This window comes from Streptomyces sp. NPDC104106 (genome assembly GCF_055584345.1).
Window position 1 is genome coordinate 356,519 of record NZ_JBVJMF010000008.1, and the last position, 15,802, is coordinate 372,320.

General features: G+C 73.6%; 10 protein-coding genes and 1 pseudogene. 10 read left to right on the forward strand and 1 reads right to left on the reverse strand.

What is annotated here, in order from left to right:
- Positions 1-165 precede the first annotated feature (165 nt).
- The 9 genes and pseudogenes from ACZ60X_RS21635 to ACZ60X_RS21675 all read left to right on the forward strand — a co-directional run bounded on the left by ACZ60X_RS21635 (position 166) and on the right by ACZ60X_RS21675 (position 12,078).
- Positions 166-1,086: an ABC transporter ATP-binding protein gene (locus ACZ60X_RS21635; protein ID WP_469600709.1), complete on the forward strand. Its 921-nt coding sequence runs from the start codon at positions 166-168 to the stop codon at positions 1,084-1,086.
- Complete coding sequence (locus ACZ60X_RS21640; RefSeq protein ID WP_469600712.1) at positions 1,083-1,817, forward strand: ABC transporter permease; 735 nt, start codon at positions 1,083-1,085, stop codon at positions 1,815-1,817. Before ACZ60X_RS21635 ends, ACZ60X_RS21640 begins: the two co-directional genes overlap by 4 nt.
- A gap of 55 nt (positions 1,818-1,872) precedes the next feature.
- The gene (locus tag ACZ60X_RS21645; RefSeq protein ID WP_469600714.1) at positions 1,873-3,132 is read left to right on the forward strand and encodes a sensor histidine kinase; all 1,260 of its coding nucleotides are present in this window, start codon (positions 1,873-1,875) and stop codon (positions 3,130-3,132) included.
- Positions 3,122-3,766 carry a response regulator gene (locus ACZ60X_RS21650; RefSeq protein ID WP_469600717.1) on the forward strand — a complete coding sequence of 215 codons (645 nt, stop codon included), beginning with the start codon at positions 3,122-3,124 and terminating at the stop codon, positions 3,764-3,766. Before ACZ60X_RS21645 ends, ACZ60X_RS21650 begins: the two co-directional genes overlap by 11 nt.
- A gap of 96 nt (positions 3,767-3,862) precedes the next feature.
- Positions 3,863-5,584, forward strand: a complete 1,722-nt coding sequence (locus ACZ60X_RS21655) for an ABC transporter transmembrane domain-containing protein (protein ID WP_469600719.1) — start codon at positions 3,863-3,865, stop codon at positions 5,582-5,584.
- Positions 5,581-7,353 carry an ABC transporter ATP-binding protein gene (locus tag ACZ60X_RS21660; protein ID WP_469600720.1) on the forward strand — a complete coding sequence of 591 codons (1,773 nt, stop codon included), beginning with the start codon at positions 5,581-5,583 and terminating at the stop codon, positions 7,351-7,353. The genes ACZ60X_RS21655 and ACZ60X_RS21660 overlap by 4 nt, the downstream gene beginning before the upstream one ends.
- Positions 7,354-7,603: 250 nt before the next feature.
- Positions 7,604-9,313 (forward strand): annotated as a pseudogene (locus ACZ60X_RS21665) (M4 family metallopeptidase); the annotation flags it as partial.
- 327 nt (positions 9,314-9,640) lie between these two features.
- Positions 9,641-11,290, forward strand: a complete 1,650-nt coding sequence (locus ACZ60X_RS21670) for a M4 family metallopeptidase (RefSeq protein WP_469600722.1) — start codon at positions 9,641-9,643, stop codon at positions 11,288-11,290.
- A gap of 266 nt (positions 11,291-11,556) precedes the next feature.
- Positions 11,557-12,078, forward strand: a complete 522-nt coding sequence (locus ACZ60X_RS21675; protein ID WP_469600724.1) for a DUF1990 family protein — start codon at positions 11,557-11,559, stop codon at positions 12,076-12,078.
- Between the two features lie 7 nt (positions 12,079-12,085).
- On the opposite strand, the gene ACZ60X_RS21680 is transcribed toward ACZ60X_RS21675, so the two are convergent.
- On the reverse strand, positions 12,086-14,704 hold the full coding sequence (locus ACZ60X_RS21680; RefSeq protein WP_469600726.1) for a glycosyltransferase family 1 protein: 2,619 nt from the start codon (positions 14,702-14,704) through the stop codon (positions 12,086-12,088).
- A gap of 331 nt (positions 14,705-15,035) precedes the next feature.
- Here ACZ60X_RS21680 and ACZ60X_RS21685 point away from each other — a divergent pair.
- A partial coding sequence (locus ACZ60X_RS21685) for a maltotransferase domain-containing protein (RefSeq protein WP_469600728.1) occupies positions 15,036-15,802 on the forward strand: 767 nt, incomplete at its 3' end.

Here is a 15,802-nt window from a genome sequence, read left to right on the forward strand (position 1 = left end):
TCGGCCGGACCCGGCTCCGTCGCTGGTCCTACGACCGGGCGGGCAGGGCGCGGGGTCGCAGGGCGCGGCATCGGCCGATCGGGGGCGGCATCAACCGATCGGCCGATGCGGCTTCGAGCGGGCCGGCCGATGTGCCGGACCGGTCCCGGACGGGATTCTCGACGCATGCCATCCGTCATCGAAGTCACCGATCTGCGCAAGTCGTACGGCGGCCGGGCCGTGGTCGACGGCGTCTCCTTCGCCGTCGAGGAGGGCGAGATCTTCGGGATCCTCGGCCCGAACGGCGCCGGCAAGACGACCACCGTGGAGTGCGTCGAGGGGCTGCGGGTCCCCGACGGCGGCCGGATCCGGGTCACGGGGTACGACCCGGTCGCCGACCACGAGAAGGTCGCGCGGGTGCTCGGCGTCCAGCTCCAGCAGAGCGAACTGCAGGCCAAGCTCACCGTGCGCGAGGCGCTGGAGCTGTACGCCGCGTTCTACCCGCGCCCCGCCGACTGGCGGCCGCTCGCCGAGCGGCTGGGCCTCGGCGACCGGCTCGGCACCCGGTTCGGCAAGCTGTCCGGCGGGCAGCGGCAGCGGCTGTTCATCGCGCTGGCGCTCGTCGGCGGTCCCCGGCTCGTGGTGCTGGACGAGCTGACCACCGGCCTGGACCCGCGCGCCCGGCGCGACACCTGGCAGCTCGTCGAGGACGTCCGCGCGAGCGGGGTCACCGTGCTGCTCGTCACGCACTTCATGGAGGAGGCGCAGCGGCTGTGCGACCGGATCGCCGTCATCGACAAGGGGCGGATCGCGGCGCTGGACACCCCCGCCGGGCTCATCCGCCGCTCGGCGGGCGCCACCGTCATCAGCTTCACCCCGTCCGCGCCGCTGGCCGAGCGTGAGCTGGCCGCGCTGCCCGCGCTCGCCTCGGTCGAGTACCGGGACGACCGGGTCACCCTGTCCGGCACCGACGAGACCGTCAACGCCGTCCTCACCCTGCTCGCCCGCCACCACGTCACCGCCCACCAGCTGCGCGTCGTCGACGCGACCCTGGACGACGCGTTCCTGGACCTGACCGAGGGTTCTGCCAAGGAGGAAGCCGCGTGAACACCGCCGTGCTGCGCACCGAGTTCCGGCTGTTCCGCCGCGAACCGGCCGCCGTCTTCTGGATCCTCCTGTTCCCGACGCTGCTGCTGGTGATCCTCGGCTCCATCCCGTCGTTCCGGAAGGCGGACGCCTCGCTGGGCGGACTGCGCCCGGTCGACGCCTACGTGCCCATCGCCGTGCTGATCGCGCTGATCATGTCCGGGGTGCAGGCGCTGCCGCAGGCCCTGACCGGCTACCGGGAGCGGGGCATCCTGCGCCGCGTGTCCGCCACACCGGCGCGGCCCTCGGCCCTGCTGACGGCGCAGATGACCGTGCAGGGCGTGGTCGCGCTGGCCTCGGCGCTGCTCGCGCTCGCCGTGGGCCGGGTCGCCTTCGGGGTGACGCTGCCCGCGCAGCCGGCCGGCTATCTGCTGGCCCTGCTGCTCGCCGCGGCGGCCGCCCTCGCCCTCGGCAGTGTCGTCTCGGCGCTGTCGCGCACCACGAAGATCGCCGGCGCGATCGGCTCGGCGGTGTTCTTCCCGATGATGTTCTGCGCGGGCGTGTGGGTCCCGGTGCAGTCGATGCCGCACGCGCTGGCCCGCGTGGTCGAGCTGACCCCGTTCGGCGCGGCGGCCCGTGCCCTGGGCGAGGCGGCCGCCGGGCACTGGCCCGGCTGGGGGCACCTGGGGGTGCTCGCCGCGTGGACGGTGCTGCTGACGGCCGGGGCGGCGCGCTGGTTCCGCTGGGAGTGAGCGGCCGGCCCGCCGGGAGCGGGGAAGGGAGCCGGGGATGCCGGACACTGAGGGGATGACGAAAGCCGTGGGCGTGGGACCGCAGCGCCAGGTCTCCTTCGACCAGTGGGGGCCGTACGCGCTGCTCGCCGTGGGTGTCGTGACGGCGGCGGGCGCGGCCCGCGGGGTGGGCATGGGCCGGGGCGAGCTGTACGCGTCCGGGGTGCTGGCCGCCGCCGCCGTACCGGTGCAGGTGCTGCTGGGGCGGGCGCGGCGCGGCACTGCGGCGCCGGACCGGACGACCGCGACGCTCTACTTCGTGCGCTGGGCCCTCGGCTTCGCCCTCACCTGGCTGAACCCGTTCTTCGCGTTCTACGCCGTCGCCGGCTACTACAGCGCCGAACGGCACCTGCCGCGCCGGCTGGTCATGCCGGGGCTGGTCCTGACCGCGATCACCATGGCGGGCAGCGAGGTAGGCGGCATGCCGCCGCACGGCCTGCTGGCCTGGCTGGGCTTCGTCGTGGTGTTCGGGGCCAACCTCGGCCTGGTCGCCCTGTTCACCCGGTTCGCCCGGCAGGAGCAGGCGCTCGCCGCGGTCCAGGCCGAGACGATCGCGGAACTGGAGCGGACCAACGCCGCGTTGCAGCAGGCCCTGGACGAGAACGCGGCCCTGCACGCCCAACTGCTGGTGCAGGCGCGGGAGGCGGGCGTGGCCGACGAGCGGCGCCGGCTCGCCGCCGAGATCCACGACACCCTCGCGCAGGGCCTGACCGGGATCATCGCCCAGCTCCAGGTCGTCGCGAACGCCCCCGACCTGACCGCCGCCCGCACTCATCTGGAGCGCGCCTCGGCCCTCGCCCGGCACAGTCTCGGCGAGGCCCGCCGCTCGGTGCACAACCTCGCGCCGGTCGCCCTGGCCGCGGACAGCCTGCCGGAGGCCCTGCGGAAGACGGTCGCGGAGTGGGCCGAACGCACCGGTGTCCGCGCGCAGTTCACGGTCACGGGCACCGCCGAGCAGCTGCACGACGAGGTCTCGGCGACGCTGCTGCGGATCGCCCAGGAGGCCCTGTCCAACGCGGCCCGGCACGCCCGTGCGACGCGTGTCGGGGTCACCCTCTCCTTCATGGGCGACGAGGTCACGCTGGACGTCCGCGACGACGGCACGGGTTTCGACCCGGCCGCCGTACCCCGCCGTACCCTCCCCGCCGGCGGCTTCGGCCTGTACGGCATGCGGGCCCGCGCCGAGCGCATCGCGGGCGCCGTGGCGGTGGAGTCCGAGCCGGGGCACGGTACGGCGGTCTCGGCTCGCGTACCGTTGGTGCGCGATGACCGCTGAGACTGTGATTTCCCTGCTGATCGTCGACGACCACCCGGTCGTCCGCGACGGCCTGCGCGGCATGTTCGAGTCGGCGCCGGGCTTCCGGGTGCTCGGGGAGGCCGCGAACGGGGTGGAGGCGCTGGCCCGGGCCGCCGCCCTGGACCCGGACGTGATCCTGATGGACCTGCGGATGCCCGGCGGCTCGGGCGTCGACGCGATCCGCGAACTGACCCGCCGGGCCGCCCGCGCCCAGGTCCTGGTGCTGACCACCTACGACACCGACTCCGACACGCTCCCCGCGATCGAGGCGGGCGCGACCGGCTACCTGCTGAAGGACGCCCCCCGCGACGAGCTGTTCGCCGCGGTCCGCGCGGCCGCCGAGGGCCGTACGGTCCTCTCCCCGGCCGTCGCCTCCCGCCTGGTCCACGCGGTCCGCGCGCCGCGCACCCCGGCGGGCGAACCCCTCTCGGCCCGCGAACGCGAGGTCCTGGTCCTGGTGGCCAGGGGCACGTCGAACCGCGAGATCGCCCGCGAGCTGTTCATCAGCGAGGCGACGGTGAAGACCCACCTCACCCACCTGTACGCCAAGCTCGGCGTCAACGACCGGGCGGCGGCGGTGGCGGTGGGGTACGACCGGGGGATCCTGGGCTGAGCCGTCGGCCCGCGCGCCGGTTATTCGTTGGAGCCGGTGTCCGCGCCCCCGATAGGTTCGACGTCTGGCGGCGGGGCCGACGCGAGCGGGGTGCGGATGATCGACGCGTACGAGGAACCGGGTGTGCCCGATACCCGTGGCGGATGGCGGTTCCTGTGGTGGCTGGTGTGGCGGCAGCGGGGGCGGTCGGCGGCCGGGGCCGCGCTGGGCAGTGTGTGGATGGTGCTGCTGGCCGCGCAGCCGTACATGATGGCGCGGGCGGTGGACGACGGGCTGGTGCCGGGGCGGCTCGGGGTGCTGGCCGCGTGGACGGCGGCGATGTTCCTGCTCGGGGCGCTGAACGCCTGGCTGAGCATCATGCGGCACCGGACCATGACGCGGGTGCGGATGGACGCCAACTTCCGCACGATGAAGGTCGTCGTGGGGCATGTGGTGCGTCTCGGGGCCGCGCTGCCGCGCCGGACCGGGGCCGGTGAGGTGGTGACGATCGGCGTCGGCGACGTGCTGGTCCTCGCGCAGGCGCTCACCGCCGTCGGGCCGGGCGTCGGCTCGGTCGTGGTGTACGCCGTGGTCGCCGGTCTGCTGTTCACCGTCTCCGCGCCGCTGGCCGCCGTCGTCCTGCTCGGGCTGCCGGTGCTCGCGCTGGTCACCGGGCCGCTGACGCTGCGGTTGCAGCACGCGGAGAGCGAGTACCGGGAGCGCCAGGGGGTGCTCACCGCCCGCATCGGGGACCTCGCGGGCGGCCTGCGCGTCCTCAACGGGCTCGGCGGGAAGGGGCTGTTCGCCGAGGGCTTCCGCACGGACTCGCGGGCACTGCGCGCGCAGGGGTACCGGGTGGGCGCGGTGGCCAGCTGGGTGCAGGCGCTCGGCGTGGGCCTGCCCACGCTGTTCCTGGCCGTCGTCACCTGGCTGGCCGCCCGGCTCGCGGCCCGGGCGGACATCAGCATCGGCCAGTTGGTGTCGGTCTACGGCTATGTGGCGGTGCTGATCGGGCCGGTGGCGTTCATGGTGGAGATGGCCTACGAGCTGAACCGCGGTGTGGTGGCCGCCCGCCGGGTCGTACGGCTGCTGGGTCTCGCGCCGGAGCCGGACGAGGGCACGCGGCCCGCGCCCGAGGGGCCGGCCGAGCTGCACGATCCGGTCTCGGGGGTGCGGGTCGCGCCGGGCCGGCTGACCGCGCTGGCCGCCGTCCGGCCCGCCGAGGCCGCCGCCGTCGTCGACCGGCTCGGCCGCTTCGGCCCGACCGACGCCACCTGGGGCGGGGTACGGCTGGACGCGATCGCGCCGGCGGAGGTCCGCGCGCGCGTGCTGGTCGCGGACCACGAGGCCGACCTGTTCGCGGGGCCGCTGCGCGAGGTGGTGGCCGCCGAGGGCCCGGTCGAGGAGGGGGCGCTCACGCGGGCGCTGTATGCCGCGGCCGCCGAGGACATCGTGCGCGGGCTGCCGGACGGGGCCGACTCGGCCGTCGCCGGCCAGGGCCGCAGTCTGTCGGGCGGCCAGCGGCAACGGGTGCGGCTGGCCCGTGCGTTGCTCGCCGACCCGGAGGTACTGCTCGCCGTGGAGCCGACCTCGGCACTGGACGCGCACACGGAGGCGACGGTCGCCGGACGACTGCGCGCCGCGCGCGAGGGCCGCACGACGCTGGTCACCTCCACCTCACCGCTCGTACTCGACCGCGCCGACACCGTCCTCTTCCTCGCCGACGGCAAGGTCACCGCCCACGGCCCGCACCGGCGGCTCCTCGCCGAAGAGCCCGCATACCGGGCACTGGTGGCCCGCGACACCGAGGCCGAGGACACGGAAGGGGCCGTACGGTGACGGCGGGCGGGACGGGTGAGGGGCTGCTGCCGGTCGCGGACCGGGGGCAGGTGCGGCGGGCCACGGTGCGGCTGGTGCGGGCCGACGGGCGGGCGTTCGCCGCGGCGCTGCTGCTCAACGCGCTGGCGGCGGGGGCGGGCCTGGTCGGCCCGTGGCTGGTCGGGCGCATCGTGGACGAGGTGCGCGCCGGGCACGGCGCCGGGCCCGTGGACCGGCTGGCGCTGTGGATCCTGCTGTGCTCGCTGGCGCAGATGCTGCTGGCCCGCTGGGCGCGGTACGTGGGCTACCGGTTCGGCGAGCGGACGCTGGCCCGGGTGCGCGAGGAGTACGTCGAGCGGGTGCTGGCCCTGCCCGCGTCGGTGGTGGAGCGGGCCGGCACCGGCGATCTGACGGCGCGCGGCACGGCGGACGTGGCGACCGTCGGCAGCACGCTGCGGGACGCCGGCCCGGACCTGCTGGTCAACTCCGTGCAGGCGCTGTTCGTACTGGGCGCGGTGTTCGCGCTGAACCCGCTGCTCGGGGCGTTCGGGCTGCTCGGGCTGACCCCGGTCTGGCTGAGCTTGCGCTGGTATCTGCGCCGGGCCCGGGACGGCTATCTCGCCGAGGGCGCGGCCACGTCCGAGGTCGCCGAGATCGTCGCCTCGACGGCGGCCGGGGCCCGCACCGTCGAGGCGTTCCGGCTGCGCCGGCGGCGGATCACGGCGAGCCGGGACGCGCTGGAGGCGTCCCGCCGTACCCGCTTCTACACGCTGTTCCTGCGGACGGTGTTCTTCCCGGCCGTCGAGATCACGTACACCGTGCCGGTGGCGGGCGTGCTGCTGCTCGGCGGCTGGCTGCACGCGCGCGGCGCGGTCGGCGTGGGCGCGGTGGTGGCCGCCGCGCTGTATCTGCGGCAGTTCACCGAGCCGCTGGACCAGATCCTGATGCGGGTGGAGCAACTCCAGAACAGCGGCGCCTCGTTCGCCCGCGTGGAGGGGCTGGCACAGGCGCCCCGCGCGGGCGGCGCGGCGGGCTCGCCGGCGCCGGCGCCGGCGGACGACCGGATCGACGTGCGCGGCGTGCGGTACGCCTACGAGCGCGGCGGCGAGGTGCTGCGCGGGGTGGACCTGACGGTACGGCCCGGGGAGCGGCTCGCGGTGGTGGGCCCGTCCGGCGCCGGCAAGACGACGCTGAGCCGGCTGCTCGCGGGCATCGACCGGCCCGGCTCCGGCGCGGTGACGGTGGGCGGGGTGCCGGTCGCCGATCTGGCGCCGGAGCAGCTGCGCCGCCAGGTGGTGCTGGTCACGCAGGAGCACCACGTGTTCCTCGGCACGGTCCGCGACAACCTGCTGATCGCCGAGCCGGAGGCCACGGACGGCGCGCTGTGGGCGGCGCTCGCGGCGGTGGGCGCCGACGAGTGGGTGCGGGAGCTGCCGGCCGGGCTGGACACCCGGCTCGGCACGGACGGCACGGCGACCGACGGCTCGCAGGCACAGCAACTCGCCCTGGCGCGCGTGGTGCTGGCCGACCCGCACACGCTCATCCTCGACGAGGCGACCGCCCTGCTGGACCCCACCACGGCCCGCCACACCGAACGCGCCCTGGCCGCGGTCCTGGAAGGCCGCACGGTCATCGCCATCGCGCACCGACTCCACACGGCGCACGACGCCGACCGCGTGGCGGTCATGGAGGACGGCCGCCTGACGGAGCTGGGCACGCACGAGGAGCTGGTGACGGCGGACGGCGCCTACGCGGCGCTGTGGCGGACCTGGCACGGGGACAACCGGTAGTCCGCATACCGAACATGAACATCCGGTCAACGACCGCTTTCCGGCCAAGTTTGTGACGCGGTCCTGACAGGCCCACTGATCCCCTGCCACTCTTCCCTGGCCGACTCACAGCAACCCCACCACCGCACGCGCACGTGCACGAGTCGGCCCGCACCTGGTTCCGCGCACGTCCTGTTCTGCCCGGACGCCCCACCTCACCGTCCGGTCTCCCCTGGCCGCGCGACCCGCGGCCACGCAGAAGGAGTCAGTGTTGAGACGCAATTCCTCTCGCGGACGCACCTCCCACACCCCGCAGTCCGGCACCCCCCGGTCCCGCACCGCGCACCGCCGTACGGCCGGCGTCGCCCTGGCCGGGGTCGCCGCGCTGCTCGCCGTCGCCTTCCAGGCGGGCGCCGCAGGCGCCGCACCGCGGACCACACCGCGGCCGGACCACACGAACCCGGCGCACCTGGCGCTCAGGCTCTCCCCCTCCCAGCGCGCCGAGCTGCTGCGCGGCGCCGACGGCCGGCTGGCGGCCACGGCGCGCTCCATCGGCCTCGGCAGCCGGGAGAAGCTGGTCGTCAAGGACGTGGTGAAGGACGCCGACGGCACGCTGCACACCCGCTACGAGCGGACGTACGCCGGTCTGCCCGTGCTCGGCGGCGACCTGGTCGTGGACACGAACACGGCCGGCAAGACCATGGACGTCATACGGGCCACCGGCGCCTCGGTCAAGGTCTCGGATCTCACCCCGAAGGTGTCGAAGGCCGCCGCCGAGAAGCAGGCGGTGCGGCGGGCGAAGGCACGCGGCGCCGGCAGGCCGGCCGCCTCCGGCGTCCGCACGGTCGTCTGGGCCGCCACGGGCAGGCCCGTCCTCGCCTACGAGACGGTCGTCGGCGGCCTCCAGGACGACGGCACCCCCAACCAGCTGCACGTCATCACCGACGCCACGACCGGCAGGAAGCTCTACGAGCACCAGGGCATCGAGACCGGCGTCGGCAACACCCGGTACAGCGGACAGGTCTCGCTGACCACGGACCGGTCGGGTTCGGCGTACACGCTGACCGACAACACGCGCGGCGGCCACAAGACGTACGACCTGGGCCACGGCACCGACGGCACCGGCACGCTGTTCTCGCAGGACAACGACACCTGGGGCGACGGCACGGCGTCCGACGCGGCCACCGCGGGAGCCGACGCCGCCTACGGCGCCCAGGAGACCTGGGACTTCTACAAGGACACCTTCGGCCGCAGCGGCATCAAGAACGACGGCGTCGGCGCCTACTCCCGCGTGCACTACGGCGATTCGTACGTGAACGCGTTCTGGGACGACAGCTGCTTCTGCATGACCTACGGCGACGGCGCGAACAACGCGAAGCCGCTGACCGCGCTGGACGTCGCCGGGCACGAGATGAGCCACGGCGTCACCGCCAACACCGCGGGCCTCGACTACAGCGACGAGTCCGGCGGCCTGAACGAGGCCACCAGCGACATCATGGGCACCGGCGTGGAGTTCTACGCCAACAACCCCACCCACCCCGGCAACTACCTCATCGGCGAGCAGATCGACATCAACGGCGACGGCACCCCGCTGCGCTACATGGACAAGCCCAGCAAGGACGGCAGCTCCGCCGACTCCTGGTACTCGGGCGTCGGCGGCCTCGACGTGCACTACTCCTCCGGCGTCGCCAACCACTTCTTCTACCTGCTGAGCGAGGGCAGCGGCGCCAAGACGATCAACGGCGTGAGCTACGACTCGCCCACCTCGGACGGACTGCCCGTGACCGGCATCGGCCGGGACAAGGCGCTGCAGATCTGGTACCGCGCGCTGACCACGAAGTTCACCTCCACCACGAACTACGCCGACGCCCGCACCGGCACCCTCGCGGCGGCGGGCGAGCTGTACGGCACCTCGAGCGCCGAGTACGCGGCGGTGCAGGACGCCTGGGCGGCCGTCAACGTCGGCTCGCGCTCGGGCGGTAACTGAAAGGCGAGGGGCACGATCAGGCCAGGCAGGACAGGGCGCGCGCAACGACTGGAAGCCGACCTTCCCACAAGCGGCACGCCACGGGCCCTGCGATACGGCGCCGTCCGGGGGTTCGACACTCCCGGGCGAGCCGGGTTCACACGCCCGAAATGTTTCAGCGGTGATCGTTTTTCAGTCAACATCACTTCAGGGTCCTGACATGTACGCGCCCTTGATGTCACTCTCTCTCCACCCGCCGCAGCAGCACAGCAACTTCACAACCCCACACCTCCGGGTCAGTAACCCCACGTGGCCCGGACTCCCCACCCGAAGGAGCTTCGAGTGAGCCCCCGCTACGCGCGTCACAAGCGCACCACTCTGGCCATCGCCACCGCTGTCGCCGCCGGAGCCCTGCTCTCCACCGGGCTGACCACCAGCGCCTCCGCCGAGCCCACCGCCAAGACCCTGGCCGCCGCTCCCGCCGCGCTGTCCGCCACGACCCACGCCTCGCTGATGCAGAAGGCGCAGGACAACGCCGCCGAGACCGCCCAGCGCATAGGCCTCGGCGCCAAGGAGAAGCTGATCGTCAAGGACGTCGTCAAGGACGTCGACGGCACCGTCCACACCCGCTACGAGCGCACCTACGCCGGACTCCCCGTCCTCGGCGGCGACCTCGTCGTCCACACCGCCAGGTCGGGCAGGACGGAGGGCGTCACCAAGGCGACCAAGGCAGCCATCAAGGTGGCCTCGCTCACGCCGCAGATCACCCCCGCCACGGCGGAGAAGCAGGCGGTGTCCGCCGCCAGAACGCTCGGCTCCGCCCAGAGCACGGCCAACGGCGCGCGCAAGGTGATCTGGGCCGCCTCCGGCAAGCCCGTCCTCGCCTACGAGACGATCGTCGGCGGCCTGCAGGACGACGGCACCCCGAACCAGCTGCACGTCATCACCGACGCCGCGACGGGCAAGAAGCTCTTCGAGTACCAGGGCATCGAGAACGCGAACGGCACCGGCAAGACGCTGTACTCGGGCACGGTCAGCCTCAACGTCAACCTGTCGGGCTCGACGTACCAGCTGTACGACACCTCGCGCGGCGGCCACAAGACCTACAACCTGGCCCGCAAGACGTCCGGCACCGGCACCCTGGTCACCAACTCGACCAGCACCTTCGGCACCGGCACCGCCTCCACCTCCTCCAGCAACCAGACGGCCGCCGCCGACGCCGCCTACGGCGCGCAGGAGACCTGGGACTACTACAAGAACACCTTCGGCCGCAGCGGCATCAAGAACGACGGCAAGGCCGCCTACTCCCGCGTCCACTACGGCAGCTCGTACGTGAACGCCTTCTGGGACGACAGCTGCTTCTGCATGACCTACGGCGACGGCAGCGGCAACGCCGACCCGCTGACCTCGCTCGACGTGGCCGGCCACGAGATGACCCACGGCGTCACCGCCAACACCGCGGGCCTCGACTACAGCGGCGAGTCCGGCGGCCTGAACGAGGCGACCAGCGACATCCTCGGCGGCGTCGGCGTGGAGTTCTACGCCAACAACCCCTCCGACCCCGGTGACTACCTCATCGGCGAGAAGATCAACATCAACGGCGACGGCACCCCGCTGCGCTACATGGACAAGCCCAGCAAGGACGGCGGCAGCGCCGACTACTGGTCCTCGTCGGTCGGCAACCTGGACGTCCACTACTCCTCGGGCGTCGCGAACCACTTCTTCTACCTGCTGTCGGAGGGCAGCGGCGCGAAGACGGTCAACGGCGTCTCGTACAACTCCCCGACGTCGAACGGCTCCACGGTCACCGGCATCGGCCGGGACAAGGCGCTGCAGATCTGGTACAAGGCGCTGACCACGTACTTCACGTCGACCACCGACTACTCGGGCGCCCGCGCGGGCACCCTGTCGGCGGCGGCGGACCTGTACGGCTCCGGCAGCACCGAGTACAAGGCGGTGGCCGCGGCCTGGTCGGCGGTCAACGTCAACTAGTGCCCGGGCAGGCGACGTTCGCCCCGTGGCGACGCCCGGCACGCTTCCCCGCTGCGCGGGAGGCGCCCCCACTCGCCGCACCGGCCGAAAGCCCACGTACGCCCAGTACGAGGACTTCCGGCCGGCACGCCGACAGCACGCACCGGACGCCGCTCCCTGACGGGCAAACGTCGCCTGCCGGGGCACCAGCGTCGGCCAGCGCCTAGTCGATCCTGAGGCGGCACCCGGTGGGAGGAACACCCGGGTGCCGCCTACCCTTGTGACCCATGTCCTCGGCGCCCTTCACCTACGAGCCCGTCGGCGCGACCCGCGACGACCTGACGTACTGCCCGCCCGGCTTCCACCCCCTCTTCGTCCGCACCCGGCTCGGCGAGGGCGAGAAGCTCTTCCAGCGGGCGGCCGAGGCGGTCCTCACCTGGGAGATGCACCGCGCGATGGGCGTGGGCATCGACGCGACGGCCGACCGCGCCGCCCCCGGCGTCGACGTCACCGTCACCCTGGCGGGCCTGCTCAAGGCCCCCTGCCGCATCATCTGGACCACCGAACAGCCCCGCCGCGCCGGCTGGGCCTACGGCACCCTCGAAGGCCACCCCGAACGCGGCGAGGAGGCCTTCCTCGTCGACCGCACGGGCGACGGCACCGTCTGGCTGACGGTGGCCGCCTTCAGCCGGCCCGCCAAGTGGTACACAAGGGCCGGCGGCCCGGCGGCCCGCGGCTTTCAGCACGCGTACGCGCGGCGATGCGGAGCGGTGCTGAAGAGGCTGTGCGCGGGGCTGTCGGAGGAGTGAGCGTCCCCTACCGCAGCAACACCCCCGCCCCCTCCACCACATCGCCCGCCGGCACCGCCACCAGCCCCATCTCGGCGGACGAGGCGAGCAGCCGGTGGGCCGGCAGGATGCGGACCGTGTATCCGTAGGGGCCCGTGCGGTCCAGGGCCAGCGGGCCCTCGTACACGAGGCGGCCCTCCAGGTCCGGCGCGCCGGTGGGCTTCAGCGGGACCACCGTCGCGTCCGTGATGCGGTCCTCCGCGTCCACCCGGCCGGAGACCGCCTGGACCTCCACGTCGTCGGGGGTCAGCTCGCCGAGGCCGACGCGGACCCGCAGACCCACCGTCGTGCCCAGCTCCGCCGTCGCCGTCGTCGCCGTCGTCTCCACGTGGTCCACGCTCACCCCGCGCCAAGCCGCGCGCACCCGGGACTTCCAGGCCGCCAGGTCCGTCGCCGTGTCCGGGGTCAGCGCGCGGTGGGCCTGCGCTGCGGGGGCGTAGAGGCGCTCGACGTACTCGCGGACCATGCGCCCGGCCAGCACCTTCGGGCCCAGCAGGGTCAGGGTCTGGCGGACCATCTGGATCCAGCGGTCGGGCAGACCGGCGCGGCCGCGTTCGTAGAAGCGCGGGGTCACCCGCTGCTCCAGCAGGTCGTACAGCGCCGCCGCCTCGATGTCGTCGCGGCGGTCGGCGTCCGTGCCCACGCCGTCCGCCGTCGGGATGGCCCAGCCGAAGTCCGGCTGGAACCACTCGTCCCACCAGCCGTCCAGCACGGAGAGGTTCAGGCAGCCGTTCAGGGCCGCCTTCATGCCCGACGTGCCGCACGCCTCCAGGGGGCGCAGGGGGTTGTTCAGCCAGATGTCGCAGCCGGGGTAGAGCTTCTGCGCCATCGCCATGCCGTAGTCGGGCAGGAAGACGATGCGGTGGCGCACCCTCGGGTCGTCGGCGAAGCGGACCAGTTCCTGGACGAGGCGCTTGCCGCTGTCGTCCGCGGGGTGCGCCTTGCCCGCCACCACGATCTGCACCGGGTGGTCGGGGTGGAGCAGGAGTTCCATGAGGCGGTCCGGGTCGCGCAGCATCAGCGTCAGCCGCTTGTACGACGGCACCCGGCGCGCGAAGCCGATCGTCAGCACGTCCGGGTCCAGCACCCCGTCGATCCAGCCCAACTCGGCGTCGCCCGCGCCCCGTTGCCGCCACGACGCGCGCAGCCGCTCCCGCACCTCCAGCACCAGCTGTTCGCGCAGGGTGCGGCGCAGCTCCCAGACCTCCTCGTCCGGGATGCGGGCGACGGAGTCCCAGCGGTCCGAGCCGCCGAGCGTCAGCGCGTCCTCCGCCCGCTGGGCGCCGACCTCCCGGGCCGCCAACCGCAGCACCTCGGGGGCCACCCAGGTCGGCGCGTGCACCCCGTTGGTCACGGAGGTGATCGGCACCTCCTCGGCGTCGAATCCCGGCCACAGTCCCGCGAACATCTCCCGGCTGACCTGTCCGTGCAGCAGCGACACCCCGTTGGCCCGCTGCGCCAGCCGCAGTCCCATCACGGCCATGTTGAACAGGTTGGGCTCACCGCCCGGGTACGTCTCCATGCCGAGGCGCAGCACCCGGTCGACGTCGATGCCGGGCAGCTCGGCGTCCGGTCCGAAGTGCCGGGCGAGCAGTTCCCGGTCGAAGCGGTCGATGCCGGCCGGGACCGGCGTGTGGGTGGTGAAGACCGTCCCGCCGCGCACGGCTTCGAGAGCCGCGTCGAAGTCCAGCCCGCCCGCGCAGAGTTCGGCGATCCGCTCCAGTCCGAGGAAGCCCGCGTGCCCCTCGTTGGTGTGGAACACCTCCGGCCCGGGGTGCCCGGTGAGCCGGCAGTACGCCCGCACCGCCCGCACCCCTCCTATGCCGAGCAGCATCTCCTGCAGAAGGCGGTGCTCGCTGCCGCCGCCGTAGAGCCGGTCGGTCACGCCGCGTTCGCCGAGGTCGTTGTCCTCCACGTCCGAGTCGAGCATCAGCAGCGGCACCCGGCCCACCTGGGCCACCCAGATCCGGGCGTGCAGCGCCTTGCCGCCGGGCAGCGCGAGGGAGACCTGCGCGGGCGTGCCGTCGGGCTCCTTCAGCCGGGTGAGGGGCAGTTCGTTGGGGTCGAGCACCGGGTAGTGCTCCTGCTGCCAGCCGTCCCGGGACAGGGTCTGGCGGAAGTAGCCGTGCCGGTACAGCAGCCCCACCCCGATCAGCGGTACGCCGAGGTCGCTGGCCGCCTTCAGATGGTCGCCGGCGAGGATGCCGAGGCCGCCGGAGTACTGGGGCAGCGCCGCCGTGAGGCCGAACTCCGGCGAGAAGTAGGCGACGGCGGCGGGCAGTCCGCCGGCCTGGGCCTGGTACCAGCGCTCGCCGGTCAGATAGTCGTCGAGGTCGTCGGCCACGGCGCCGAGCCGGCGCAGGAACCGGCGGTCCCCGGCGAGCTGGGCGAGCCGCGCCGGCCGCACCCGGCCCAGCAGCCGCACCGGGTCCTGCTGGGCACCGGCCCATGCCTCCGGGTCGACGGACCGGAACAGATCGCGCGTCTCCGCATGCCAGGACCAGCGCAGGTTCCGCGCCAGGTCGCTCAGTGGCCGGAGGGGTTCGGGGAGCACGGGACGGACGGTGAACCGACGGATCGCCTTCACACTGCCACCTCGGACGCGTCGCGGGAAGAGACGTACGGCGCTGTACGTCTCGTCGTCACTGTCGACGGTAGTGGTTACCGGGGGGTCGGTGGGGACCTGTCAGGCGGGGTGTCGGGGCGTGCGGGGGCGGTTGCGGGGTAGCCGGGAAAAGGGGGCCGGTCCGACGGGTGGACATACGCGCGAGTAGTTAACAAAGTGCCGGATTGCCCACCCGAACCGGGTGGGAAGGCTCCTGCACGTACCCACCCCACAGGCGCACCACAGCACCTCGCAGGACCCACCTCCCCACATCGATCCGCCCACACCCACGTTGACGCGGACAGGAGCGGTCATGCCCGCCACGCACCACTCGTCAGGACCACCGCCGGGCAGCAAGGCCACGGCGGCGAAGAAGAAGACAAAGGGCAAGAACGTCGTAAAGCCCGTCGCCGGCCCACCCGGTCCGCCCGGCGCCGCCGACGCCGGTTCCGCCCCCGCGGGGACGACCCTCGGCCGTATCCCCGTCCTCGACGTACGCCCCGTGGTCCAGCACGGGCGCAGGCCGGCCAAGGCGGTGACCGGTGAGTCGTTCGAGGTGTCGGCCACCGTCTTCCGGGAGGGCCACGACGCCGTCGCGGCGAACGTGGTGCTGCGTGACCCGGCCGGCCGGCCGGGGCCCTGGACGCCGATGCGCGAACTCGCCCCGGGGACCGACCGTTGGGGCGCCGTCGTCACCGCCGGTGAGCCGGGCCGCTGGACGTACGCCGTGGAGGCCTGGTCGGATCCGCTGGCCACCTGGCGGCACCACGCGAGCGTGAAGATCCCGGCCGGTATCGACACCGCGCTGGTGCTGGAGGAGGGCGCCCGGCTGTACGAGCGTGCCGCCGAGGGCGTCCCGAAGGCCCACCGCCCGCTCGTACGGGACGCGGTGGCGGCCCTGCGCGATGACTCCCGCTCGGTGCGGGAGCGGCTCGCGCCGGCCCTGTCGGCGCGGGTGCGGGCCGTGTTGGAGCGCCATCCGCTACGGGAGCTGGTCACGGCCTCGGACCCGATGCCGTTGCTGGTGGAGCGGGAGCGGGCGCTGTTCGGGTCCTGGTACGAGTTCTTCCCGCGCTCGGA

Bases quoted from the DNA above. Each gene is read 5' to 3' on its own strand.
- ACZ60X_RS21645 (WP_469600714.1), top strand. From the start codon at position 1,873: ATGACGAAAGCCGTGGGCGTGGGACCGCAGCGCCAGGTCTCCTTCGAC.
- ACZ60X_RS21635 (WP_469600709.1), top strand. From the start codon at position 166: ATGCCATCCGTCATCGAAGTCACCGATCTGCGCAAGTCGTACGGCGGC.
- ACZ60X_RS21655 (WP_469600719.1), top strand. From the start codon at position 3,863: ATGATCGACGCGTACGAGGAACCGGGTGTGCCCGATACCCGTGGCGGA.
- ACZ60X_RS21675 (WP_469600724.1), top strand. From the start codon at position 11,557: ATGTCCTCGGCGCCCTTCACCTACGAGCCCGTCGGCGCGACCCGCGAC.
- ACZ60X_RS21650 (WP_469600717.1), top strand. From the start codon at position 3,122: ATGACCGCTGAGACTGTGATTTCCCTGCTGATCGTCGACGACCACCCG.